The 22,449-nt window shown below is 64.9% G+C and carries 20 protein-coding genes; 3 read left to right on the forward strand and 17 right to left on the reverse strand.

All coding sequences use genetic code 11. The annotated features are described in order from the left end of the window. Positions 1–26: 26 nt before the first annotated feature. From EJ074_RS07685 to iolE, 7 genes are read right to left on the reverse strand one after another with little or no spacing between them, the layout of a single operon-like run. Entirely contained in the window at positions 27–968 is a 942-nt protein-coding gene (locus EJ074_RS07685; protein WP_129552890.1) for a sugar phosphate isomerase/epimerase, read from the reverse strand. 38 nt (positions 969–1,006) lie between these two features. Continuing rightward, positions 1,007–1,999 carry an inositol 2-dehydrogenase gene (gene iolG / locus EJ074_RS07690; RefSeq protein ID WP_129552891.1) on the reverse strand — a complete coding sequence of 331 codons (993 nt, stop codon included), beginning with the start codon at positions 1,997–1,999 and terminating at the stop codon, positions 1,007–1,009. A 47-nt stretch (positions 2,000–2,046) separates the two neighbouring features. After that, positions 2,047–2,865 carry a carbohydrate ABC transporter permease gene (locus tag EJ074_RS07695; protein WP_129552892.1) on the reverse strand — a complete coding sequence of 273 codons (819 nt, stop codon included), beginning with the start codon at positions 2,863–2,865 and terminating at the stop codon, positions 2,047–2,049. Then, positions 2,862–3,767, reverse strand: coding sequence for a sugar ABC transporter permease (locus EJ074_RS07700; RefSeq protein WP_095805763.1), 906 nt, complete (start codon positions 3,765–3,767; stop codon positions 2,862–2,864). Before EJ074_RS07700 ends, EJ074_RS07695 begins: the two co-directional genes overlap by 4 nt. After that, positions 3,767–5,080, reverse strand: a complete 1,314-nt coding sequence (locus tag EJ074_RS07705; protein WP_095805762.1) for an extracellular solute-binding protein — start codon at positions 5,078–5,080, stop codon at positions 3,767–3,769. The genes EJ074_RS07700 and EJ074_RS07705 overlap by 1 nt, the downstream gene beginning before the upstream one ends. Beyond that, entirely contained in the window at positions 5,077–6,174 is a 1,098-nt protein-coding gene (locus tag EJ074_RS07710) for an ABC transporter ATP-binding protein (RefSeq protein WP_129552893.1), read from the reverse strand. The genes EJ074_RS07705 and EJ074_RS07710 overlap by 4 nt, the downstream gene beginning before the upstream one ends. 29 nt (positions 6,175–6,203) lie before the next feature. Continuing rightward, positions 6,204–7,112, reverse strand: a complete 909-nt coding sequence (gene iolE / locus EJ074_RS07715) for a myo-inosose-2 dehydratase (protein ID WP_129552894.1) — start codon at positions 7,110–7,112, stop codon at positions 6,204–6,206. 214 nt (positions 7,113–7,326) lie between these two features. Here iolE and EJ074_RS07720 point away from each other — a divergent pair, with 214 nt between their 5' ends. Further along, positions 7,327–8,808, forward strand: a complete 1,482-nt coding sequence (locus tag EJ074_RS07720; protein ID WP_129552895.1) for a PLP-dependent aminotransferase family protein — start codon at positions 7,327–7,329, stop codon at positions 8,806–8,808. 229 nt (positions 8,809–9,037) lie between these two features. Here the strand turns inward: EJ074_RS07720 and EJ074_RS07725 are convergent, their stop codons facing one another. Continuing rightward, a complete protein-coding gene (locus tag EJ074_RS07725) occupies positions 9,038–9,889 on the reverse strand; it encodes a hypothetical protein (protein WP_129552896.1) in 852 nt (283 codons plus the stop codon). 169 nt (positions 9,890–10,058) lie between these two features. Here EJ074_RS07725 and EJ074_RS07730 point away from each other — a divergent pair, with 169 nt between their 5' ends. After that, entirely contained in the window at positions 10,059–10,835 is a 777-nt protein-coding gene (locus EJ074_RS07730; protein ID WP_129552897.1) for a pyrroline-5-carboxylate reductase, read from the forward strand. A gap of 331 nt (positions 10,836–11,166) precedes the next feature. Continuing rightward, positions 11,167–13,797 carry an EAL domain-containing protein gene (locus EJ074_RS07735; RefSeq protein WP_095805831.1) on the forward strand — a complete coding sequence of 877 codons (2,631 nt, stop codon included), beginning with the start codon at positions 11,167–11,169 and terminating at the stop codon, positions 13,795–13,797. 91 nt (positions 13,798–13,888) lie between these two features. Here EJ074_RS07735 and EJ074_RS07740 read toward each other — a convergent pair whose 3' ends face one another. The 9 genes from EJ074_RS07740 to cysS all read right to left on the reverse strand — a co-directional run bounded on the left by EJ074_RS07740 (position 13,889) and on the right by cysS (position 22,115). Continuing rightward, positions 13,889–14,569, reverse strand: coding sequence for a glutathione S-transferase family protein (locus tag EJ074_RS07740; protein ID WP_129552898.1), 681 nt, complete (start codon positions 14,567–14,569; stop codon positions 13,889–13,891). Between the two features lie 48 nt (positions 14,570–14,617). Continuing rightward, a complete protein-coding gene (rarD, locus tag EJ074_RS07745; protein ID WP_129552899.1) occupies positions 14,618–15,538 on the reverse strand; it encodes an EamA family transporter RarD in 921 nt (306 codons plus the stop codon). A gap of 301 nt (positions 15,539–15,839) precedes the next feature. Then, on the reverse strand, positions 15,840–17,456 hold the full coding sequence (cimA, locus tag EJ074_RS07750; protein ID WP_129554001.1) for a citramalate synthase: 1,617 nt from the start codon (positions 17,454–17,456) through the stop codon (positions 15,840–15,842). A gap of 197 nt (positions 17,457–17,653) precedes the next feature. After that, positions 17,654–18,622 (reverse strand): prolyl aminopeptidase, encoded by a 969-nt coding sequence (pip, locus tag EJ074_RS07760; RefSeq protein WP_129552900.1) that lies wholly within the window; start codon positions 18,620–18,622, stop codon positions 17,654–17,656. Beyond that, on the reverse strand, positions 18,619–19,095 hold the full coding sequence (locus EJ074_RS07765; protein WP_129552901.1) for a GFA family protein: 477 nt from the start codon (positions 19,093–19,095) through the stop codon (positions 18,619–18,621). The genes pip and EJ074_RS07765 overlap by 4 nt, the downstream gene beginning before the upstream one ends. Beyond that, positions 19,092–19,583, reverse strand: coding sequence for a GFA family protein (locus EJ074_RS07770; RefSeq protein WP_129552902.1), 492 nt, complete (start codon positions 19,581–19,583; stop codon positions 19,092–19,094). The genes EJ074_RS07765 and EJ074_RS07770 overlap by 4 nt, the downstream gene beginning before the upstream one ends. A gap of 21 nt (positions 19,584–19,604) precedes the next feature. After that, entirely contained in the window at positions 19,605–19,991 is a 387-nt protein-coding gene (locus EJ074_RS07775) for a VOC family protein (protein WP_129552903.1), read from the reverse strand. Continuing rightward, entirely contained in the window at positions 19,988–20,392 is a 405-nt protein-coding gene (locus EJ074_RS07780) for an endonuclease domain-containing protein (RefSeq protein ID WP_129552904.1), read from the reverse strand. The genes EJ074_RS07775 and EJ074_RS07780 overlap by 4 nt, the downstream gene beginning before the upstream one ends. Before the next feature lie 271 nt (positions 20,393–20,663). Then, complete coding sequence (gene cysS / locus EJ074_RS07790) at positions 20,664–22,115, reverse strand: cysteine--tRNA ligase (protein ID WP_129552906.1); 1,452 nt, start codon at positions 22,113–22,115, stop codon at positions 20,664–20,666. Between the last annotated feature and the right edge of the window lie 334 nt (positions 22,116–22,449).

Genomic DNA, 22,449 nt, shown 5'->3' on the forward strand with positions numbered 1-22,449 from the left:
CCCTACTCCCCTACTCCCCTACTCCCCTACTCCCCTAAATTGATGGCCACGTTGCGCAGCAGGGCGACGGATTTGCGCATGCCCTCCATGGGCGAAAGCATCATGTCCTCATGCTCGATGGACAGCACGTCGTCGTAGCCGACCTGCTTCAGGACGGTGCAGAACTGTCGCCACCAGGTCTCGCCGTGGCCATAGCCCAATGTGATGTAGTTCCAAGCCCGCTCCGCGTAGAGGTTCGTCGGACGCGCATCGAGCACGCCGTCGATGCCGGCCGGGATCGGTTCGACGCGCGTGTCCTTGGCATGGACGTAGTAGATCGCGGAGCCCAGGCTGCGGACGGCGGCGATGGGGTCGGCACCCATCCACATCGGGTGACTTGGGTCGTAGTTCGCACCGACCGTCTCGCCGACGGCCTCGCGCAGTCTAAACAGCGTATGGACATTGTAGACTGCCTGATGCCCGTGCAGTTCCAGGCAGAGCTTGCTGATGCCGAGATTGTTCGAAAACTTCACCAGATCGCGCCAGTAGGGAATGATGCATTCGTCCCACTGGTAGCGCTGGATCTCGGCGCATTCGGGCGGCCAGTCGGTGACGATCCAATTCGGGTTGGCATCGCCGGGTCCGCCCGGCAGGCCCGACATCATCACCACGCGGTCGATGCCCATCAGGCTCGCCAGCCGGATCGTGTCCTCGGTCACCTGGCGATGCTTCTTGCCTTGCGGTCCCGGATGCAGCGGATTGCCGGAACAGTTGAGCGCCGCGATGGTCAGCCCGCGAGCGCTGACCTTGGCTGCGAACTCGGTGCGCGCGGCCGCACTCTCCAGCATCGCGGCGAGATCGATGTGCGGCGCCGACGACCAGTTGCCGCAGGCGAATTCAAGCGTCTCCAGGCCAAGCTCGGCTGAAGCGTTCAGCATCTCGTCGAAGGAAAGGTTTCCGAGGCTGTCGGTGATCATGCCAATCTTCATGGAGCGTCCTCCGAATGACTTTGGTGGCAGTCGCCGGATCAGAACCGCACAGGCTCGAACCGACCGGATCTGGCGGAGGCAAGCGCCGCCTCGCAAAGGATCATCGCCTTGCGGCCGTCGCTGGCGGTCACGTCGGGCGCCCTGCCCGCCTCGACGCACGCGATGAAATGGTCGATCTCGGCCGCGTAGGACTCCGCATAGCGCTCGACGAAGAAATAGTAGGGCCTGTCGCGCGATGTGCCGCTCGCGCCGGAGAACTCGACCGAGGTGGGCAGCCGGTTGCCGGCCCTCAGCATGCCATCGGGGCCATGCACCTCGATGCGCTGGTCGTAGCCATAGGCGGTCCTGACGCTGTTGTTGATGTGGCACTGGCGGCCGGACGCCGTGCGCAGGATGAACATCGCGGTGTCGTAGTCGCCCAGCTTGCCATATTGCGGCGCCACCAGCGAGGAGCCGGTCGCAAAGAGCTGCACCGGCTCCTCGCCGAGCAGGTTGCGCGCCATGTCGAAGTCGTGAATGGTCATCTCACGGAAAACGCCGCCGCCGCCGGCCAGCGCCTCCTCGGTTTCCGGCTCGGGGTCGCGGCTGGTGATGATGACCTGCTCGACGGTGCCGATCTCGCCGGCGACAAGCCGCTCCTTCAGCGCGCGAAAGCTCGGATCGAAACGGCGGTTGAAACCGATCTGGAACGGCACGCCCGCCTTGGCCACCGCGGCCAGGCATTCGTCGGTGCGCTTCAGGTCGAGGTCGATCGGCTTCTCGCAGAAGATCGCCTTGCCCTTCCCGGCCGCGGCGATTGCAAGCTCGGCATGCGTGCGGGTTGCCGAGGCGATGAACACCATCTTCACCGCCGGATCGTTCATGACGGCCTCGGTATCGGCGATCTCGGCGCCGGTCATGGCGGCGATCTTGGCCGCGGCTTGCGGATTGGGATCGACGATGTAGCGCAGCCGCACCTTCGGGTGACGCGCCAGGTTGCCGGCATGCACACGGCCGATCAGTCCCACTCCGAACAGACAAACATCCATCATGCGTTCGACTTTCCTGTCGGGCCGTCCCGGACGGCGAACTCAACGTGTCACTTGACTGCACCCATGGTGAGACCGCGCACCAGATGCCGTTGCACCAGCAGCGCGAAGAAGACGATCGGCAGCGCGCCGATGACGCCGGCCGCCGCCATCGAGGCCCAGTCGGTGTCGATGCGCCCGATCAGCGTCGCGGTGCCGCGCGGCATGGTCATCGCCCGCGGGGTCGCCGTCAGCGCCAGCGCGAAGAGGAATTCGTTGAAGGTGACCAGCACGGCGAAAATCGCTGTCGCGGCGAGCCCAGGTGCCGCCAGCGGCAGCGTGATGCGGCGGAAGGCGCCGAAGCGGGAATCGCCGTCGACCATCGCGGCCTCCTCGAGATCGACCGGAATCTCGCGGAAGAAGCTCTCCATCATCCAGACGCAGAAGGTGACGTTGAAGGCGGTGTAGGTGACGATCAGGCCAAGCCAGGTGTCGAGGAGGCCGAGGCTCAGCATCAGGAGATAGACCGGGATCAAGATGACCACCGGCGGGATGATGCGCAGCGTCAGCAGGAACAGCCCGACCTTGCCCTCCATGGCCAGCGGCAATCGGAAGCGGGCGATCGCATAGGCCCCCATGGCGCCCGCCACCAGCGCGATCGCGACGGAGACAAAGGTCACCACGAGCGAGTTTGTCAGGTAGGAGCCGAACTGCTTCTCGGTGAACAGCCTGACGTAATTTGCGAGCGTCGGCACATGCGGGTAAAGCGTGCCTTCCTGGGTGATCTCGCGGTTGGATTTCAGCGAGGTCGAGACGAGCCAGTAGATCGGCAGCAGCACAGTCGCCAGCACGAAAAGCGTCGTCAGGATGCGGGCCAGACGGGTGCTCATGACGCATCGATCCTGCGCAGGAGCCTGATGGCGCTGAAGGCGAGCGCAAGCACGACGAGGCCGATGGTCACGAACAGCGCCGCCGCGTAGCCGGTCTGCTGGAACTTGAACGCGGTATCGTAGCCGTAGATCGAGATCAGCCTCGTCGCTTCTCCCGGCCCGCCACGGGTCAGCACGAAGACCTGGTCGAAGGTGCCGAAGGCGTCGATGGTCCTGAGCACGATGGCGACCGCGAGCACCGGCCGCATCATCGGAAAGGTAAGATCGGCAAAGACGCGCCAGGCGCCGGCGCCGTCGACACGCGCGGCCTCGAAAGGCTCATGCGGCAGCGACTGCAGGCCGGCGAGCAGGATCAGGAACATCAGCGGCGTCCATTCCCAGACATCGAGCACCACGAGACCGATGAAGGCGTTGAGCGGATTGCCGAGGATCTGCACTTCGCCGCCGCCCATCGCCTCGGAAAGCACCGTCAGCATGCCGGCGTCGCTGGCGTAGATCAGCCGGAAGAGGATGGCGACGACGACCGGCGTGATCACCATGGGAACAATGAGCACGGTGCGCAGAAGGCGGATGCCGCGGAACTCACGCAGGCAGAACAGCGCCAGCGCGAAGCCGAGCACCGCCTCGAGCGAGACCGAGAGCGCGACGAATTTCACCGTGACCCAAAGCGAGTTCAGGAACTGCGCGTCGCTCCACAGGCGTAGATAGTTCTGGAAGCCGGCATCGGCGACCGGCGAGCCGTAGCGGTAGATCTTGGTGCTCGCCCTGAGACCGTCCCAAAGCGGATAGACGAGGACGCCGAGCACGATCATCAGGCCCGGCGCCAGCATGAGGTATGGAAGGGCGAGGTCGAGCCCCGCCCCCTGCAGGCGATATTTGCGTGCCTGCGCTGCGCCGTGCATCAGTAGTAACCGGCCGTGGTGAGATAATCCTTGACCTGCTTGGCGGCCGTGTCGAGGGCGGCGCCGCCGCCGGAGCCGGCCTGAAGCGCCTTGTTGAGCTCGATGCCGAGCAGTTCCTCGACCTTCGCCCAGTCCGGCGTGCGCGGCCGGGGCAGCGCGCCGGCGTCGAGCTGCTGAAGGGCGACCGGGATCAGCCGGTTGCCCGGCTTGGCAACGCCGAAGGCACTGCGCTTGACCGGGATCGAGCCCGCTTCCGATAGCTTGGCTTGAGTTTCGGCGCTTGTGTACCACTTCAGGAATTCGATCGCGTTTGCCTTGTTGGGCGCCGATTTCGGCACGCCGGCGATGAAGATGCCCATCTGGGCGATCGCCTTTTCCTGCTTCGGCACGACGCCGAAATCGAGCTTGCCGGCCACCTTGGTCTGCGCCGGATCGTCGGCCTTCAGCGCGTTGCCGGAATACTGGATGATGACGCCCGCCTCGCCGCCGAGGATCGCCGCGCCCTCCTGGTCGGAGTCGAACTCGACCACGCCGCTCGGCGCGTTCTGCTTCATCGTGCCGACGAAGAAATCGGCCGAGGCCTTGCCTTCCGCCGAATTGAAGATCGGGTTCCACTTGTCGTCGAAGAACGAGCCGCCGAACGACAGGAAGATCGGATACCAACTGGTGACGATCGGGTTGCCGGAGACGCCGCGGAAGACGACCGGATACTTGATCGTGCCGGCCGCCACCCCTTCCTTGCCCTTGGCGATCACCTCGTCCCAGGTCTTCGGCGCGCCGCCGGTGAAGACGTCGTTGCGATAGGTCAGCGTCTGCAGGTCGCCGACGAAGGGCACGCAGATCAGTGTCGGCTTGGCGTCCTCGAAGCCTTTGACGCGCGGTCCCTGCTGCGGCGGCCAGTAGCCCATGTCGATCATGGAGCCGATCCAGTCCTTGTCGGAGCCGTCGATGCCGCCGGCACCGAGATCTTCCAGCACATTGGCGGCGCCGAACTGCGGCACCCACGGATCATCGAGCAGATAGAGGTCGTATTGGCCGGCGCCGCTCTGGGCGTCGGCGAACCACTTCTCGAGCGTGACGCCGTATTCGTCCTCGAGGAACTCGACGTCGAAACCGGCTTCCTTGGCCTGTGGGATGATCTTCTGCTTGAAAGGCGTGAGCCCGCCATCGGTGAAGGCGCCGATGATCACCTTCTTGCCGGCGGCCCTGGCCGCCATCGGCAGGCCGAGCGTGGTGAGGGCCGTGGTGGCGAGCGCGAGGCCAAGCCCGCCCTTGATGACGGAGCGGCGAGTGAGTCTGCTGGAATGCGTCATTTCTCTCTCCCATTGCTGTGGACCCGGTGGACGGCGGTGAGGCCGGCGGAATTGAAGAAACAGGCGTTCGACGGGTCGAAGGCAACGCCGATGTTCTCGCCGACCGCGCCCCTGAAATCGCGGCCCGCCCGCACGGAAAGGTTGCCGCCGTCGACGCGAATGTTGACCAGCGTCTCGTTGCCCATCGGCTCGACGACATAGATCTCGCCCGGCAGCGCGCCCGGCGTGCCCGGCTGGGCAATGCTGCAGTCCTCCGGCCGCAGCCCGATCTCGACGATCTCGGCCAAACGGCATGCGGTGAGCCGGGCTCCCTCCAGCGGAACGACGCTTCCGCCGGCCGCCACGCCCTGCTCGGAAAGCGCTACCGGCAGGATGTTCATCGGCGGATTGCCGACGAAGGTGGCGACGAAGCGGTTGGCCGGCTGGTCGTAGATGTCGATCGGCGGCGCCATCTGCTGCAGCTCGCCGCCATGCATGACCGCAACGAGGTCGGCCATGGTGAGCGCTTCGACCTGGTCGTGGGTGACATAGATGGTGGTGGCGCTGAGGCGCTGGCAAAGCCGCTTGATCTCGCCGCGCATGGTGAGGCGCAGCCGCGCATCGAGATTGGACAGCGGTTCGTCCATCAGGAAGGCAGCCGGATCCCTGACGATGGCGCGCGCCAGCGCCACGCGTTGCCGCTGGCCGCCCGAAAGCTGGCGCGGCCGGCGGTCCAGCAGATGGCCGATCTCGAGGATGGCGGCGACCTCGTCGATCTTGGCTTGGCGCTTGCCGTCCGGCATGCCGCGGATCCACAGCGGATAGCCGATATTTTCGGCGACCGTCATCTGCGGGTAAAGCGCGTAGCTCTGGAACACCATGGCGATATCGCGGTCGCGCGGCTGCAGCCGGGTGACGTCGCGCTCGCCGATGAAGACCTTGCCGGTCGTCGGCATGTCGAGCCCGGCAAGAATGCGCAGCGCTGTGGTCTTGCCGCAGCCCGATGGGCCGAGGAGGGCGAGGAATTTGTGGTCCGGCACGGCGAGGTCGAGAGAACGCAGCACGTTGAGCGCGCCGAAGTTCTTGACCACCTTCCTATACAGGACCGAACTCATCGCCCTCCCCGGCGTCCCCGCCTTGTGGCTCAACCCTTCCTTACGTCGACGGTGAAGCCGGCGTCGCGGGCAAGATCGCGAAGGTTGCGATAGCCCATCGTTGCGTAGGTGAGCGGATGCGCCTCGGCCGGATCCTGCTCGGCCTCGACGACCAGCCAGCCGGCATAGCCGTGGTCGGCGAGCATCTTGAGCAGCGTCGCATAGTCGATGGCGCCATCGCCCGGGACGGTGAAGATGCCTTCCATCACCGCTCCCATGAAACTCATGTCCTCGGCCCGCGCCCGCTTCAGCACCTCAGGTCGCACGTCCTTGCAATGGACGTGGACGACGCGGCCGATGTGGCGGCGCAGCAGGCTTTCGGGGTGGCCGCCTGAGAAGGCGCAATGGCCGGTGTCATAGAGCAGGCCGACCGCCTCGCCCGATCCCGCCATCAGCCTGCCGATCTCCTCGTCGGTCTCGATGATGGTGCCCATGTGATGATGGAAGGCCATGGCGACGCCGAAATCGGTGAAGCGTTCGGCAAGGCGCGTGATCTTGGCGCCGTAAGCCTTCCACTCGTCGTCGGCGAGCTTCGGCCGCTGCGAGATCGGATCGTGGATGGCGCCGTGGCGGCCGCGCGAGGTGTCGGCATAGACGACGTGTCTTGCGCCCAGGTCCCGCAGCAAGGTGAGATGCGGCAGGATCGCGTCGAATTCTTCCTCGACCTCCTTCTCGCAGATGCGGCCATCGTACCAGCCGGAAACGAGAGCGAGGCTGTAGGGCCGAAGGGCGGCTTTCAGAGCCTTGCTTTCCCGCGGGAACTTGCCGCCGAGCTCGGTGCCGGCATAGCCGGCCCGGCTTGTCTCGGCGAGGCAGGTCTCGAGCGGCGTGTCGCCGCCCAGCTCCGGCACGTCGTCATTCGTCCAGGTGATGGGGTTGATGCCAATCCTGACGGTCATCGCAGCTCCCACCCGGCCAGACCTCCGGCGACGTCGCCCACTCTCGTGCAGCCGCTGGCCGGCAATAGACTGGCATGTCGTTGCCGTTTTTCTTTGCATCTAAGCGCCAATCTGTATCCATCGCGAGGACCAGTTTGGGCGAAAGTGAAGGTGCCAGTTTCGCTTGTGAGCGGACGCGGCTAATGTGGTGCTTCCCTTACCCCCGAGGTTTCCGATGCAGACGTCACGGCGCAGGCGCCAGGCCTTTCCGATGGAAGCGCTGGCCATCGAGCGCACGCTGACCGAACCGATCCAGCGGCAGCTCTACCGGCAGATCGCCGCGATGATCCGCGACAAGCGCCTGGCGCCGGGGTCGGAACTGCCGTCCACCCGCGCCCTGGCCGAGGATCTTGGGCTTGCCCGCAACACGATCGTGGGCGCCTACGACCAGCTGGCGACCGAAGGCTATCTCACCAGCCGGCCCGGCGCGCGCGCCATCGTCGTTGACCTGCCGGCCAACTCACCCGGCAGGGACAGGCGCGGCGCCGCCGCCGCGGTCATCCGCCATCCGCTGTCGAAGCGCGGCGAAAGCCTGATGCAGCAGCCCTTCCACCACGGCGCGCCCGGCCGCTTCGCCTTCCATCCCGGCATGCCCGATGCGCAGAACTTTCCGTTCGGCGTATGGGGGCGGCTCTTGGCGCACCGCGCCACTTTCGGCGCCGACATGCTGTTCGGCACCTATCACGTCACCGGCCTGCCGGCACTGAAGGAAGCGATCGCCAGCTATCTGGTGTCGGCGCGCGGCGTGCGCTGCCAGCCCGACCAGATCGTGGTGACGACCGGCGCCCAGGCCGCCTTCGACCTGCTGGCCCGGCTGCTGCTCGACCCCGGCGACACGGTTTGGCTGGAGGAGCCGGGCTACTATGCTGCCAGGGCGACCTTCACCGTGGCCGGCGCCAACATCACGCCGCTCGCCGTCGACGGCGACGGGTGGCAGATGAACCCGCCGGAGAGCGCGCCGCGGCTGATCTATGTCACGCCGGCCTGCCAGCATCCGCTCGGCATCACCATGCGCATGGACCAAAGAATGCGCCTGTTCGAGATCGCCGAGCGCTACAATTCCTGGATCATCGAAGACGATTTCGACGGCGAGTACCGCTTCCAGGGGCGGCCGGTGCCGGCGATCCAGAGCATGGATTACGCCGACCGGGTGATCTATGTCGGCACCTTCGCCAAGCTGCTGTTCCCGGCACTGCGGCTGGGCTTCATGGTGCTGCCCCCGGCGCTCTGCGAAGGCATTCCGCATGCGCTGAGCACGACGGGGCAGTTCGCCCCGCTGGTGCTCCAGGCCGCGCTGGCCGACTTCATCGACGAAGGCCATATGAGCCGGCACCTGAAGCGCATGCGCCGCATCTACGCCGAGCGCCGCAAGCTTTTCCACGAGCTTTTCGCCGCCGAGTTGCCAGCGGATGTGGCGCTCTCGCCGGCCGAGGCCGGCATCCAGCTCGTCGCGCATTTGCCGCTGAATTGCGACGACCGCACGGTGGTGGCGAGCGCCGACCGGCTCGGCGTCAACGCCTCGCCGCTGTCCAAATATTACTGGTCGCGGTCCGGCAACGGCTTGGTGCTCGGCTATGCCGCCTGCAACAAGGCGCAGACGGAAGCCGGGATGCGACGGTTGCGGCAGGCGATCGCAGGGGCAAGGAAGGCGGCGTGAGCGGCGCTCCGTACGACGACGCCGCAGCGGCTGGCGGCTGAAGGCAGGCCGGCGCATCAGTGGGTGGGGTTGTTGGGGTGCCGAGGCGCCGGCCGGGGGCGGAATGGGCAACCGCCGCAACAGGAGGATACTCCAGACGGCCGACGACGATATTGCGCGATCGCGGAAGTCTCATCCGACAGACGTGCTGCAATCGGCCTGCCGAAAACCGAGTCAGTGAGCAACCGCTTCAGGAGCGACCGAAGAGGCGGCGCAGCAAACCTGTCCGCGCCGCGGTGTAACGCTCGGGCAAAGGGCGAGCGAGCAGGAACTGCTCATGGCCCTCGACCGTCTCGGTGCCGCGATAGCTGCACTGCAGCGAGCGGGCCAGCGGAACGATTTCCCGCAGCACCGCAGCGAAGCCTTCCCCGTCGATCGGCACCTCTTTCACCATGCGCAGTTCGCGTGCGAAGGCCTCGAGGCCGAGGAAGCGGTAGCCGCGCCTTTCGAGTTCGGCACGCAGCTTTGCCAGCGAAGGCTCCGCGCCCCAGAACTCGAAGCGCGTCGGCCGGATGCGGGCGGCCGGGGCGATCTCCAGGTTGAGGTCGCCTATCGCCTCGGCGGGAAGAATGAGGGGCGCCACCGCGGCCAGCGAATGCTTCTCGATGACGAGCGGAAACGCCAGCGCCTCGGCAGCGCTGCGGGCGATCTGCTCGAAGCCGGCGACATCTTCGGTCGTGAAGTAGAAATCGCGCCGTCCCTCGCCGTGCTGCTCGGCGAGGTAGCAGGCGGGGCAACTCGCAATGGCCAGATCCCCGCAAAGCCTTTCCAGGAATGTGTAATTCCGCCTCGATCCCTTGGGCGTCAGCAAAGCGTCGCGCGGCGTCAATTCGTTTGCGCGCGGGGTGAGCTTCAGGAGCAGGATCGGAAGCGAGGCCGCAGCGCGCAGCAGCGCCATGTTCACCCGCGTATTGATGAACAGCTCGCCGCCATCCGAGCGATAGCGGACCAGGCTGCGATGCGGTTCCGCCTCACGGATGACCTCTTCCGTTTCAGGGATTGAGACCTGTTCGCCGGTGACCGCGAATTGAAGCAATGCCATTGCCTACCCCCCACCCCCGGAGACATCCGGCGGGAGCAAGCATCTTGCCAGTTTGGCAGGCCGCAGCCCAGTCCCCACGGCCAGCGGTCAAGCGGGCTGCCCCTCCCCTTGTCGGCGACGGAACGGCCGGTATTGTCGTGGCTTCGAAACAGATGCGGCGGGAGCCTCCATGAAACTCGGCTTTGTCGGCACAGGCGCGCTCAGCTCAGCCATCGTGAGCGGACTGAAATCGCTGCCTGACGAGGCAACGCCGGTGGTGGTCTCACCGCGTAACGAGGAGATCGCCGCGGAACTCGCCACGCGCTATCGGGATGTGCGCATCGCCGCCGACAATCAGGCCGTGCTCGATCAATGCGATACGGTCATGCTGGCGGTCCGACCGCAGATCGCGCGGGATGTCCTCAAGGAGCTCCGGTTCCGCGAGGATCATCACGTCGTCAGCCTGATCGCCACGGTATCGCGCGAGGAGATAGCCGCCCTTGTCGCACCCGCGACACATGTCACCAAGGCGCTACCCATGCCGATGATCTCCCGCCTGCAAGGGGCGACGATCATCTGCCCGCCGGATCGCGCCGTGGCGTCCTTCTTCGGCAGGCTGGGAGAGGTGATCGAGGTCGAGGACCAGAACGAGTTCGACGCCTTGACCGTCGTCACCGCAACCTATGCCAGCTATTTCAAACTTCTCGACACGATCCACAGCTGGGTGCGGGACCAAGGTGTTTCGAGCGACAAGGCGCGCGCCTACATCAGCAGCATCTACAAGGCGCTGGCAAACGCGCCGGACACAGCGCCGGAAGCCGATTTCATGCATCTGGCGCAGGATTACGCCACACGCGGCGGCGTCAACGAGCAGGTTGTGCGCGAACTGACGGAGCGCAAGCTGTTCGACGTCCTTGCGGAAAGCCTGGACCGTGTGCATCGGCGCATTGCGGGGCAGCAAGCCTGAGAGCAGATTGCGGATACATCTGCCGCAAGGGCTGATCGGCTAGAGCGATTCTGCCTTTCGCAACGCTCTAAGCATTGTTCTTACAAATCTCTTCTCGATCGTCGTCGGCCCGGGGGGACCTTGCCTGTCGAAGGAGATTTCGAAGAATTGCAACGCGGTTCTGCCGACAAAACACCCGTTATCAGCATTAGGCATATGGCCAGTTTACCGGACGAAATGGGCAATCGGGCGCAGATACTGACACTTCCCGCCGCCTTGGAAGCTTTAATTTAAGCACTTTCGATTATTTTCGGTCAGTGGACCCTTGTCCAGGAAAGGCATTCAGGTCGATTTGACCAGAACCGATTTCACTCTCGGCCGCGTCAGACGGGCCGTTTTTTCGCCCGCCAACCTGCCGGCGGCGATCGCTGTCGTCGTGCTTTTGATCTTCGCCCTGTTCGTCGACCAGCAGAACAGAAAAGTCTCCGATCAGCTGACCCGCGCCGACGTTCTGGCCAAGGTCAACATCATTCGCGCTAAACTTGAAGGAAATATTAACGGCAACCTTCAGTTGGTGCAAGGCCTCGTCTCGACCATCGTTACCGAGCCCTATATGGGGCAGCAGAGATATGCCTCGCTTGCGGCCAACCTGTTCAAGCAGGACTCCCAGTTGCGCAACATCGCCGGCGCGCCGGATCTCGTGATCTCGCTGATGTATCCGATGGAAGGCAACGAGAAGGCGATCGGGCTCGACTACCGCAACAGCGACTCGCAGCGCATGGCTGCCCTTCGGGCGCGGGACGAGCGCGCGCTGGTGCTGGCTGGCCCCGTCGATCTCGCGCAGGGCGGGCGCGGCTTCATCGGCCGCATCCCGGTCTTCGTGCCGACGGCGGGGGGCGGAGACCGGTTCTGGGGCATCGTCTCGGCGGTGATCGACGTCGATCGGCTTTACGCTGCAAGCGGCCTGACCGACCCCGCTCTCGACATCGATGTCGGGCTGACCGGCAAGGATGCGCTGGGCAGCAGCGGGCAGCGCTTCTTCGGCGGCGCCAACATCGTCAACGGCGATCCGGTGACGGCCAATGTCCAGCTGCCGCATGGCTCCTGGCAGATATCGGCTGTCCCCAAGGGCGGCTGGCCGAAGCACCCGAAGAACGAGAGCGCCTTGTGGGCCACGATGACACTGGCGGGCACGCTGGTGGTGCTGCCGATCCTGGTGGCGGGCTGGCTGTTCGGCGAGCGGCAGAAGAACTATGCGGAGCTGAGGCTGCTTTCACAGCGGCTCGAAGTCGCGCTCGATGCTTCGGGCATCGGCGTGTGGGAGCACGACCTCGCGACGGAACGGCTGGTGTGGGACGACCGCGTCAACGAAATCTACGGCAAGCCACTCGACGGCAAGCCGCGCGGCTATGACGACTGGGCGTCGACGATCCATCCGGACGATCTCGAACGGGCGCTGCAGGACTTCGACGCCGCCGCGGCGACGCAGACGCTCTATTCCTCGCAATACCGTCTTGTGCTGCCCGACGGCGCCATACGCCATGTGCGTGCGCGGGCGAACTTCCTGCAGGACAAAAGCGGCGCGACCAAGCTGATCGGGGCCGAATGGGACGTGACCAGCGACGTCCTGCTCAACGAGAACCTGGTGCGCGAACGGCAGCTTTCGGAATCGAAAAATGCCGAGCTGGAACTCGCCAAGGCGCGCGTGGAGCATGTGGCGCTCCACGATTCGCTGACCGGCCTGCCCAACCGCCGCTATCTCGACGAAATGCTGGCCGCAGGCAGCTCCGACGGACGCATGGCGCTGCTGCATCTCGATCTCGACCGCTTCAAGCACATCAACGACACGCTCGGCCATGCAGCGGGCGATGCGATGCTGATGCACGCATCGAAGGTCATAAAGGCCAATGCCGGAATGTCCGATTTCGTGGCACGCATTGGCGGCGACGAATTCGTGGTGGTGAGCCATGGACGCAGCGACGACGAACTCGCCACGCTTGCGGAGCGGATCATCGAGGAAATACGCCAGCCCGTCGACTATCACGGCCATCAGTGCTGGTTCGGCGTCAGCATCGGCATCGCGGCCAATAGCGATGTCGACGCCAAGCAGTTGCTGGTCAATGCCGACCTCGCGCTCTACCGGGCCAAGAGCCGGGGGCGCAACCGCCATGAGTTCTTCAACGAAGAGCTGCAGAGCGAGATCGTCAAGACCAAGCAAACCGCCGACGAGATCCTCGGCGGGCTCGAGCGCAACGAGTTCATCGCCTATTACCAGCCGCAGTTCGACGCCAAGACGCTGGAGATCGTTGGCGTCGAGGCGCTGTCGCGCTGGCGCCATCCGCAGCACGGCATTCTCGCTCCCGATGTCTTTCTGAAAGTGGCGGAGGAGTTGAACGTCGTCTCACTGATCGATCGCACGATCCTCGAACAAGCACTGGAAAGCTTCGATCGCTGGTCGCTTGAGCGCCTCAACATCCCGCGCGTGTCGGTCAATGTCTCGGCGAAGCGCCTGGAGGACAAGGATCTCATCAGCGGCCTGCGCAAGCTCGACATCAAGGACGGAACAGTGTCGTTCGAGCTGGTCGAGTCGATTTTCCTCGACGAGAACGACGAGCTTGTCGCGTGGAACATCGAGCACATCAAGGAGCTCGGCATCGATATCGAGATCGACGATTTCGGCACCGGCTATGCCTCGATCGTCAGCCTGCTCAAGCTGCAGCCGCGCCGCCTCAAGATCGACCGCCAGCTGGTCACGCCGATCACTGGCTCCAAGGCGCAGCGCCGGCTGGTGTCCTCGATCATCGACATCGGCAAGTCGCTCGGCATCGAGGTGGTGGCGGAAGGCGTCGAGACGGTCGAGCATGCGCGCATCCTGAAGGAGCTGGGCTGCGATATCCTGCAGGGCTATGCCTTTGGTCGCCCCATGGATGCCAAGGACTTCAGGGACTTCGCCCAGTCGCGCAAATGGCTGGCGGCGGGTTAGCTGTCCGCAAGTCCCTCCCCCGTGGAATTGACTGAACATCTGACGCTCAACAGCGGCAGTTAACGGGCGGCTCGCCTGAGCGACACGAAATCTATGCGCGCAAATCCTCGATGACCGTTCCGGCGGCGCCGACCTCGGCTTCATGGCCGGGCTCGCGCCAGGTCTCGGCGAGGCCGGCCGCGTACCATTCGCGCATGGCGGGCAGGTCAAGCAGCCGCTTCGGATAGGCAGCCGCGGCTCCCTCGAAAGAGAGCCCATAGGACTGGGCGCGGAAGGCCACCGGCGCGAAGAAGGCGTCGACAGCGCTGAAGCGGTCGCCGGCCAGGAACGGGCCGCCGAAACGCCCAAGGCCGTCGTTCCAGAGATCGCCGAGGCGGAAAAGATCGTGCCTCAGCGCATCGGATATCGGGAACGGTTCGACCCGCACGCCGCAGCTCATCGGGCAGAGATTGCGCAGCGCGGTGAAGCTCGAATGCATCTCGGCAGCGGCCGAGCGCGCCCATGCGCGCGCCTTGGGGTCAGCCGGCCATATGCCCTGATGACGCTCGGCCAGATATTCCACGATCGCCAGCGAATCCCAGACCGCCCAGCCATCGTCGACCAGGCAGGGCACCCGGCCGCTCGGCGAGAACGGCCGGTAGAGCCTAAAGCTCGAGCCGGTCGGGAACGGCGTCAACCGCTCCTCGAATGGGATGGCAAGCTCCCGCATCAGCACCCAGGGCCGCAGCGACCAGGACGAATAGTTCTTATTGGCGATGTGCAGGACGTACATCGGATGGCCCCCTCGTTGTGATGCAATTCCGGACGGAAGAACGCTCCATTATCTTGTCGCGGGCGTCGGCTGGCGAGCCTTGAACATCGACCAGCTGTACATCGCCAGCGCCGTCCAGATCAGCGCGAAGGCGATCGCCTGGGTGGTGCCGAACGGCTCGTCGAAGATCAGGACCGCGATCAGGAACACCATGGTGGGCGCGATGTACTGCATGATGCCGATGGTGGACAGGCGCAGCAGCCTGGCGCCGAAGGCAAAGAGCAGCAGCGGCACCGCGGTGATGGGACCGCAGCCGATCAACAGCGCGGTGTCGTCGCCGGTGCTGGAGACGAAATGATCCTGCCCGGTGGCGATGAGATAGCCGACGTAGCAGAGCGCCGGCACCGACAGCAAAAGCACTTCCAGCAAAAAGCCCTGGCTCGGGCCGATCGGCAGCGTCTTGCGGAAGAAGGCATAGGCGGCGAAGGAGAAGGCAAGCGCCAGCGACACCCAGGGCAGCTTGCCGGCCTCGACGGTGAGCACCGCGACCGCGATCGCGGCCAGCGCCACCGCCGCGATCTGCAGCCGGTCGAGCCGCTCGCCGAGCAGCAGCGCGCCGACCACCACGCTGACCAGCGGGTTGATGTAATAGCCGAGCGCGGTCTCGACCGTGCGGTCGACGGCGATTGCCCAGACATAGATGCCCCAGTTCACCGAGATAAGCGTCGCCGTCAGGACCGCCATGGCAATGCTCTTCGGCGAACGGATCGCGGCTTTGAAATCGGCCGTTCGGCCGGCCCAGACCAGAACGGCCGCCGCAATCGGCACCGACCAGACGATGCGGTGGCAGATCACCTCGATCAGCGGCAGATGCGCCACCGCCTTCATGTAGAAAGGCAGCAGCCCCCACAGGAAATAGGCGCCCAGCGCCAGCATGAAGCCGCGGCGGGCCTTGGCGTCGGCATCGAGATCGGCTGTAGCGGTGACCATGGCCCAACGCTATGGCCCAGCCGGCCATGCAAGACCATCGCAAAATTATGATGGATCAATGGACTTCCGCTGATGGTTCAAGGGAGCGGGACGGTTTTTTCCTCGCCCCACGAAGTGGGGAGAGGTGGCCCGGCAAAGCCGGGACGGAGAGAGCTTTCGTAAAGTGGGGCGGCTATGATTTAGGGACTTCGATCGAGTCTCATCCTTCTCGGACTCTGGCCTCGCATAGGTCGTCCCCCGCTCCGTCCCGGCTTCGCCAGGCCACCTCTCCCCCGCTTTGCGGGGGCGAGGTGGAGGAGCCCTACTCCGCCGCCACCAGCCCGGCCATGTCGCGGTTCTTCATCAGCTTGTAGATGATCGAGTCCATCAGCGCCTGGAAGGAAGCGTCGATGATGTTTTCCGACACGCCGACCGTCCACCAGCGGGCGCCGGAGGAATCGTGCGATTCGATCAGCACGCGGGTGATGGCTTCCGTGCCGCCGTTGAGGATACGCACCTTGAAGTCGGCAAGCTCGAGATCGCCGATCTCGTTCTGGTACTTGCCGAGATCCTTGCGCAGCGCGATGTCGAGCGCGTTGACCGGACCGTGGCCCTCGGCCACCGACATTTTCTCTTCGCCGTCGACCTCGACCTTCACGATCGCCTCGGAGACGGTCTTCAGATGGCCGTTGGCGTCGAAGCGGCGTTCGACCATGCAGCGGAAGGAGGTGACGTTGAAGAACTCAGGCAGGCCGTGCAGCATCTTGCGCGCCAGCAGCTCGAAGGAGGCATCGGCGCCCTCATAGGCATAGCCTTCGGCTTCGCGCTCCTTGACGACGGCGATCAGCGCGTCGAGGCGGTGATCGTCCTTCGGCACGTCGATGCCGCGCCGCTTGAGCTCAGCGAGGAAATTTGCCTTGCCGCCCTGGTCGGAGACCATGACGCGGCGACGATTGCCGACCGCTTCCGGCGGCACATGTTCGTAAGTCGCCGGCTCCTTGGCAAGCGCGGAGGCATGAATACCGGCCTTGGTGGCGAAAGCGGAGGAGCCGACATAGGGCGCCTGCGCTTCCGGCGCGCGGTTCAAGAGTTCGTCGAAGGCGCGCGACAGCCGCGAGATGCCGGTCAGCGCCTCGGCCGAAATGCCGGTTTCGAAACGGTCGGCGAAGGCCGGCTTCAGCGCCAGCGTCGGCACGATTGAGATCAGGTTGGCGTTGCCGCAGCGCTCGCCGATGCCGTTCAGCGTGCCCTGGATCTGGCGCACGCCGGCCTCGACCGCGGCGAGCGAATTGGCCACCGCCTGGCCGGTGTCGTCATGGGCATGGATGCCGAGATGGTCGCCGGGAATGCCGCCGGCGATCACCTTGTCGACGATGGCGAGCACCTCCGAAGGCTGGGTGCCGCCATTGGTGTCGCACAACACCACCCAGCGCGCGCCGGCATCATAGGCGGCCTTGGCGCAGGCCAGCGCGTAGTCCGGGTTGGCCTTGAAGCCGTCGAAGAAATGCTCGCAGTCGACCATCGCCTCCTTGCCGGCAGCGACCGCCGCCTCGACCGAGACTTTGATCGACTCCAGGTTCTCCTCATTGGTGCAGCCGAGCGCAACGCGCACATGATAGTCCCAGCTCTTGGCAACGAAGCAGATGGCGTCGGACTTCGACTGCACGAGCGACGCCAGCCCCGGGTCGTTGGAGGCCGAGACCCCTGCCCGCTTGGTCATGCCGAAGGCGACGAATTTCGCGCGTGCCGTGCGCTTCTGCTGGAAGAAGGCGGTGTCGGTCGGATTGGCGCCGGGATAACCGCCCTCGACATAGTCGATGCCGAACTCGTCGAGCAGCATGGCGATGGCGATCTTGTCCTCGACGGAAAAGTCGATGCCCGGCGTCTGCTGGCCGTCGCGCAGGGTGGTGTCGAAGAGGAAAAGTCTTTGTTTTTTCATCATGGCAAGGTGCTTGAGCACCCCCCTCTGTCCTGCCGGACATCTCCCCCGCAAGGGGGGAGATCAGCAGCCTTGCCGACGGCGCTCTTTCTGCGACCTCGGCGATTGGCGAAAGCGATGGCGACATCCAATCTCCCCCCTTGCGGGGGAGATGTCCGGCAGGACAGAGGGGGGTGTGACGGAACGCCGTACATCGACTAGTTCTTCCCCGCGTACCGATCCGTCGCCCGGATCAGCTGGTCCAATATCCCGGGCTCCGAATAGGCGTGCCCGGCGCCTTCGACGAGGTGGAAGTCGGCCTTCGGCCAGGCCTTGTGCAGCGCCCAGGCATAGCGCGCCGGGCACGGCATGTCGTAGCGGCCGTGGACGATGGCGCCGGGGATGTCCTTCAGCTTCCAGGCGTCGCGCAGCAGCTGTCCCTCTTCCAGCCAGCCGGCATGGACGAAGTAGTGGTTCTCGATGCGCGCAAACGCCACCGCATAATCGTCCTGGCCGAACGGCGTGCTGGTCTCCGGCTCCGGCAGGAGCGTGATCGTCTCGCCTTCCCAAAGACTCCAGGCCAGGGCGGCCTCGACCTGGAGCTTGCGGTCGCTGCCCACCAGCCGCTTGCGGTAGGCCGCCATCATGTCACCGCGCTCGGCCTCGGGGATCGGCGCCAGGAAGCGCTCCCATTTGTCGGGAAACATCTCCGAGACCCCGAACTGGTAATACCATTCCAGCTCGGCGCGGGTCAGCGTGTAGATGCCGCGCACGACCAGCTCGCTGACGCGCTCCGGGTGCGTCTCGGCATAGGCCAACGCCAGCGTCGAGCCCCAGGAGCCGCCGAACACCAGCCATTTGTCGAAGCCCGCCATTTCGCGCAGGCGCTCGATGTCGGCGACGAGATGCCATGTGGTGTTGGCCTCGAGCGAGGCGTTGGGCGTCGACTTGCCGCAGCCGCGCTGGTCGAACAGCATGACGTCGTAGAGCCTCGGGTCGAACAGCCGCCGGTGCTTCGGCGAGATGGTGCCGCCCGGACCGCCATGCAGGAAGACGGCTGGCTTGGCACCCCTGGTGCCGCAGCGCTCCCAATAGACGGTGTGGCCGTCGCCGACATCGAGCATGCCGCCGTCGAACGGCTCGATTTCCGGATAGAGCGTGCGCAACGATCCGCCGGCAATCGTCATAGTTTCAGGCCCTGCTGCGGCCAGTTGGCCGTTTCATGATCGGGGTGCTGGAAGGATATGATCTGCTCCTGCTTGCGGTAATAGTCGGGGTCGTCGTGAACCGGCGCCTCGAAGATCTTCTCGACCCAGGGCAGCCGCACGGCGTAGTTGACCTGGATCTGCGGCGCCAGATCCGAGCGGTCGTCGAAGGCGCCGATGGCGATCTCCAGCGCACCGGGCTGGCGGTAGGTCATTGGCGTGCCGCAACGGGCGCAGAAGCCGCGATCGATGTTGACCGAGGACTGGAAATAGCTCGGCTCCTCATGTGTCCATTCGACGCCGTCCTTGGGCACCGTCACCAGCGCGCCGAAGAAATTGCCGAACTGCTTCTGGCACATGCGGCAATGGCAGATGGACGGGCGTCCGAGCTTGCCCTTGATGCGAAAGCGCACGGCGCCGCACTGGCAGCCGCCGGTTCGAACTTGGTCGGTCATGGTTTTTCCTCCGGCGGCCATTGGTCGGTGTCGTGATCGGGATGCTGGTAGGAGACGAGCTCGGCGAGATACGGCGCCGAGCCGATATCCGCCATCGTGGGCTCGCCCGGCAATTGCGCGATCTTGTCGACATAGGGGAGCTTTGCCTCGGTGCCCCACTGGATGGTCGGCGCAATGCCGGCAGGGTCGTCGAAGGCAGCGATCGCCAGCGCGATCCCGTCCGGCGCCTCGAAGGTCAGCGGCGTGCCGCATTCGGCGCAGAAGCCGCGCCGAACGGCGCTCGATGAGCGAAAGCGCTTCGGCTCGCCGCGCGTCCAATCGAGCTTGGCGCCGCGCACCGAAACCAGCGGCAGATAGAAATTTCCGCTCGCCTTCTGGCACATGCGGCAATGGCAGACCGAGGCGTCGCCGAGCGCGCCCTCGACGCGGAAGCGGACCGCGCCGCACTGGCAGCCGCCTGTATAGACCGGCCGGTTGTCGAGGCTCATGGCTCGCTCCGCTTCATGGGCTCACTCCGGATCATGGCAGACGGCTTCGACATTGTTGCCGTCGGGATCGAAGACGAAGGCGCCGTAGTAGTTCGCATGGTAGTGCGGGCGCAGCCCCGGCCCGCCATTGTCCTTGCCGCCGGCGGCGAGCGCTGCAGCATGGAAGGCGTCGACCTCGGCGCGGCTGCGCGCGGTGAACGCGACATGCTGGCGGTCCCTAGGCTTGTCCTTGCCCGAGCTCAGCCAGAACACCGGCCGGTCGCGGCCATAGCCGCCGACCTTGGCGCCGCCGGTGTACTCTTCCGGCACCATGTAGAGCAGCGACGCCCCCAAAGGCGCCATCGCCTTGTCGTAGAAGGCCTTGGACGCCTCGAAATCGGAAACGCTGATGCCGAGATGATCGATCATGGAACGAGTTCCTCCATTGATGGGCCGGGCACCTCAGCGCCCGCCAGGCCAGCCACGATGACGATATGCTGGCAGACATTGTCGATATCGCGGATCACGTCGTCGTTCCAGAAGCGCAGGATGGTCCAGCCACTGGCGCTTAGATAAGCACTTCTCGCCTCGTCACTGCGCAAGTGATCCGCATCGGCATGCTGGCTGCCATCGACCTCGACTATGATCCGATGAGCCGCGCAGGCGAAATCGACAATGTAAGGCCCTATCGGCAGTTGCCGCCGAAAGCTCATTCCCATCAGCCGGTGAGCACGCAGTTCGTTCCAAAGTTTCAGCTCTGCGTCGGTCATCGCATGCCGCATGGATTTGGCGTTCTTGCGCTGACGGGAAGGAACGAGGTCGTGCCCCATGGCTACGCGATCCCACGCTGGAGATTAGCGGAACCGCAAGCGACGGCCAATCTCCCCCCTTGCGGGGGAGATGTCCGGCAGGACAGAGGGGGGTGCTGTCCCGCCAGCATATCAAACGATGACAGCTGGGCGATCTGAAGGTCAAGGGAGTGCAGAACGTCAAGCTCGGAGGTCGGCGTTCCTTCACACCCCCCTCTGTCCTGCCGGACATCTCCCCCGCAAGGGGGGAGATCAGCTGTTACCGGCGCTTTCGCCAATCGCCAAAGCAACCTCACCGCTTAATCTCCCAGGTCGTTACGCGCTGGCCGGTTACAGGGTCCTTGCCGTCTTTCAACTGCACGCCCTGCGCCAGGAGTTCCTCGCGCACGCGGTCGGCCTCGGCCCAGTTTTTCGCCGCGATCAACGCCAGGCGCTCGGCAATCGCCGTCGCAATCGCCGCCTCGTCCACCTTGGCCGCGCCGACGTCGAAGCCGAGGAAGGCGAGCGCGGTCTTCAGCGACGCAGCGGCTGCGTTCTCGCCGGTGCCGCCGAACTCCACCGCCTCGCCGGCAAGCTGCGTGAGGCGCTGGAAGGCGGCGTAGGTGGCGAGATCGTCGGACAGGGCTTCCACCACTTCGGCCGGCAATTCCTTCGCCGTCGCCGGCGCCAGGTCGGCGGCCCGCTTCCATTTGCGCAGCGTGTTCTCCGCTTCCTCCAGCTTGCGCACCGAGAAGTCGATCGGCTCGCGGTAATGCGTCATCAGCATCGCCAGCCTGAGCACCTCGCCCGGCCAGCTGCGGCCGCCGAAGGTCTCGGTCTCCAGAAGCTCATGGATCGAATAGAAGTTGCCGAGGCTCTTCGACATCTTCTGGCCTTCGACCTGCAGGAAGCCATTGTGCATCCAAATGTTGGCCATGACCTTGGTGCCGTGGGCGCAGCGCGACTGGGCAATCTCGTTCTCGTGATGCGGGAAGATCAGGTCGAGGCCGCCGCCATGGATGTCGAAAACCTCGCCGAGATAGGCGGCCGACATGGCCGAGCACTCGATGTGCCAGCCCGGCCGACCCCGGCCCCAGGGGCTGTCCCAGCCGGGCTCTTCCGGCGTCGACAGTTTCCACAGCACGAAGTCGCCGGGATTCTTCTTGTGCGCGTCGACGGCGATGCGGGCGCCGGCCTGCTGCTCGTCGAGATTGCGCTTCGACAGCTCGCCATAGTCAGGCATCGAGGCCGTGTCGAACAGCACCTCGCCCGCCGCGACATAGGCATGGCCACGCTCGATCAGTTGCTTGATCAGCGACAGCATGTCGGCCTTGCCGTCGGCGCGGGGTGCGACGAACTCGGTGGCGCGCGGCTCGAAGGTCGGCTCCAGGCAGCCCAGGGTGGCGACATCCTTGTGGTACTGGTCGGCTGTCTTTTCGGTGACTTTCCTGATGGCGTCGTTCAGCGACAGTTTTCCCGCCGCGATCTCGTCGCCGAAGTCGCGAAGCGCGCGTGCGTTGATCTTGTCGTCGACATCCGTGATGTTGCGCACATACGTCACGTGACTTTCGCCATAGACTTGGCGCAACAGGCGGAACAGCACGTCGAAGACGATCGCCGGCCGGGCGTTGCCGATATGGGCGAAGTCGTAGACCGTCGGGCCGCAGACATACATACGCACGCGTTGCGGATCGATCGGAACAAACGGCTCCTTCGTGCGCGTCAGCGTATTGTAGAGGCTGAGACCCTTCGATGCGTCCGACATGCGTGCCCTTCCCGGTTGGTTACCCGCAAAACCCGCCTTGCGCCGAGACGCAAATCGGGCTCCAGCCTGCTGGCCGGGGCGTTTGTCCAATCTGGGGAAAGATACGGCGAAAACGTCCGGACCAGCGCGAGGCTAGCCAATAATGCAAATGCCACAAATGGCGAAAGACGTTTTCATGGCCGGCTTTATCGCGCCCGCTGCTGTTGCCGTCAAGTCGCTGCAGACGGGAAAGATGTCAATGGATCACAGGTAAAGACCGCGCGAAACATTTTATTAAACATGTCGGCACAGTGATGAAACATTCTCGGGCTAGACCGCCACGGCGTCACGATTT

Origin of the sequence: Mesorhizobium sp. M3A.F.Ca.ET.080.04.2.1, assembly GCF_003952525.1 — a bacterium.
Lineage (GTDB): Bacteria > Pseudomonadota > Alphaproteobacteria > Rhizobiales > Rhizobiaceae > Mesorhizobium.

Bases quoted from the DNA above. Each gene is read 5' to 3' on its own strand.
- EJ074_RS07765 (WP_129552901.1), bottom strand. From the start codon at position 19,095: ATGACCGACCAAGTTCGAACCGGCGGCTGCCAGTGCGGCGCCGTGCGC.
- cysS (WP_129552906.1), bottom strand. From the start codon at position 22,115: ATGTCGGACGCATCGAAGGGTCTCAGCCTCTACAATACGCTGACGCGC.
- EJ074_RS07700 (WP_095805763.1), bottom strand. From the start codon at position 3,767: ATGCACGGCGCAGCGCAGGCACGCAAATATCGCCTGCAGGGGGCGGGG.
- iolE (WP_129552894.1), bottom strand. From the start codon at position 7,112: ATGACCGTCAGGATTGGCATCAACCCCATCACCTGGACGAATGACGAC.
- EJ074_RS07740 (WP_129552898.1), bottom strand. From the start codon at position 14,569: ATGTACGTCCTGCACATCGCCAATAAGAACTATTCGTCCTGGTCGCTG.
- EJ074_RS07780 (WP_129552904.1), bottom strand. From the start codon at position 20,392: ATGGGGCACGACCTCGTTCCTTCCCGTCAGCGCAAGAACGCCAAATCC.
- EJ074_RS07685 (WP_129552890.1), bottom strand. From the start codon at position 968: ATGAAGATTGGCATGATCACCGACAGCCTCGGAAACCTTTCCTTCGAC.
- EJ074_RS07775 (WP_129552903.1), bottom strand. From the start codon at position 19,991: ATGATCGATCATCTCGGCATCAGCGTTTCCGATTTCGAGGCGTCCAAG.
- EJ074_RS07725 (WP_129552896.1), bottom strand. From the start codon at position 9,889: ATGGCATTGCTTCAATTCGCGGTCACCGGCGAACAGGTCTCAATCCCT.
- rarD (WP_129552899.1), bottom strand. From the start codon at position 15,538: ATGGTCACCGCTACAGCCGATCTCGATGCCGACGCCAAGGCCCGCCGC.
- EJ074_RS07770 (WP_129552902.1), bottom strand. From the start codon at position 19,583: ATGAGCCTCGACAACCGGCCGGTCTATACAGGCGGCTGCCAGTGCGGC.
- EJ074_RS07710 (WP_129552893.1), bottom strand. From the start codon at position 6,174: ATGAGTTCGGTCCTGTATAGGAAGGTGGTCAAGAACTTCGGCGCGCTC.
- EJ074_RS07705 (WP_095805762.1), bottom strand. From the start codon at position 5,080: ATGACGCATTCCAGCAGACTCACTCGCCGCTCCGTCATCAAGGGCGGG.
- pip (WP_129552900.1), bottom strand. From the start codon at position 18,622: ATGACGATTGCCGGCGGATCGTTGCGCACGCTCTATCCGGAAATCGAG.
- cimA (WP_129554001.1), bottom strand. From the start codon at position 17,456: ATGAAAAAACAAAGACTTTTCCTCTTCGACACCACCCTGCGCGACGGC.
- EJ074_RS07720 (WP_129552895.1), top strand. From the start codon at position 7,327: ATGCAGACGTCACGGCGCAGGCGCCAGGCCTTTCCGATGGAAGCGCTG.
- EJ074_RS07695 (WP_129552892.1), bottom strand. From the start codon at position 2,865: ATGAGCACCCGTCTGGCCCGCATCCTGACGACGCTTTTCGTGCTGGCG.
- EJ074_RS07730 (WP_129552897.1), top strand. From the start codon at position 10,059: ATGAAACTCGGCTTTGTCGGCACAGGCGCGCTCAGCTCAGCCATCGTG.
- iolG (WP_129552891.1), bottom strand. From the start codon at position 1,999: ATGATGGATGTTTGTCTGTTCGGAGTGGGACTGATCGGCCGTGTGCAT.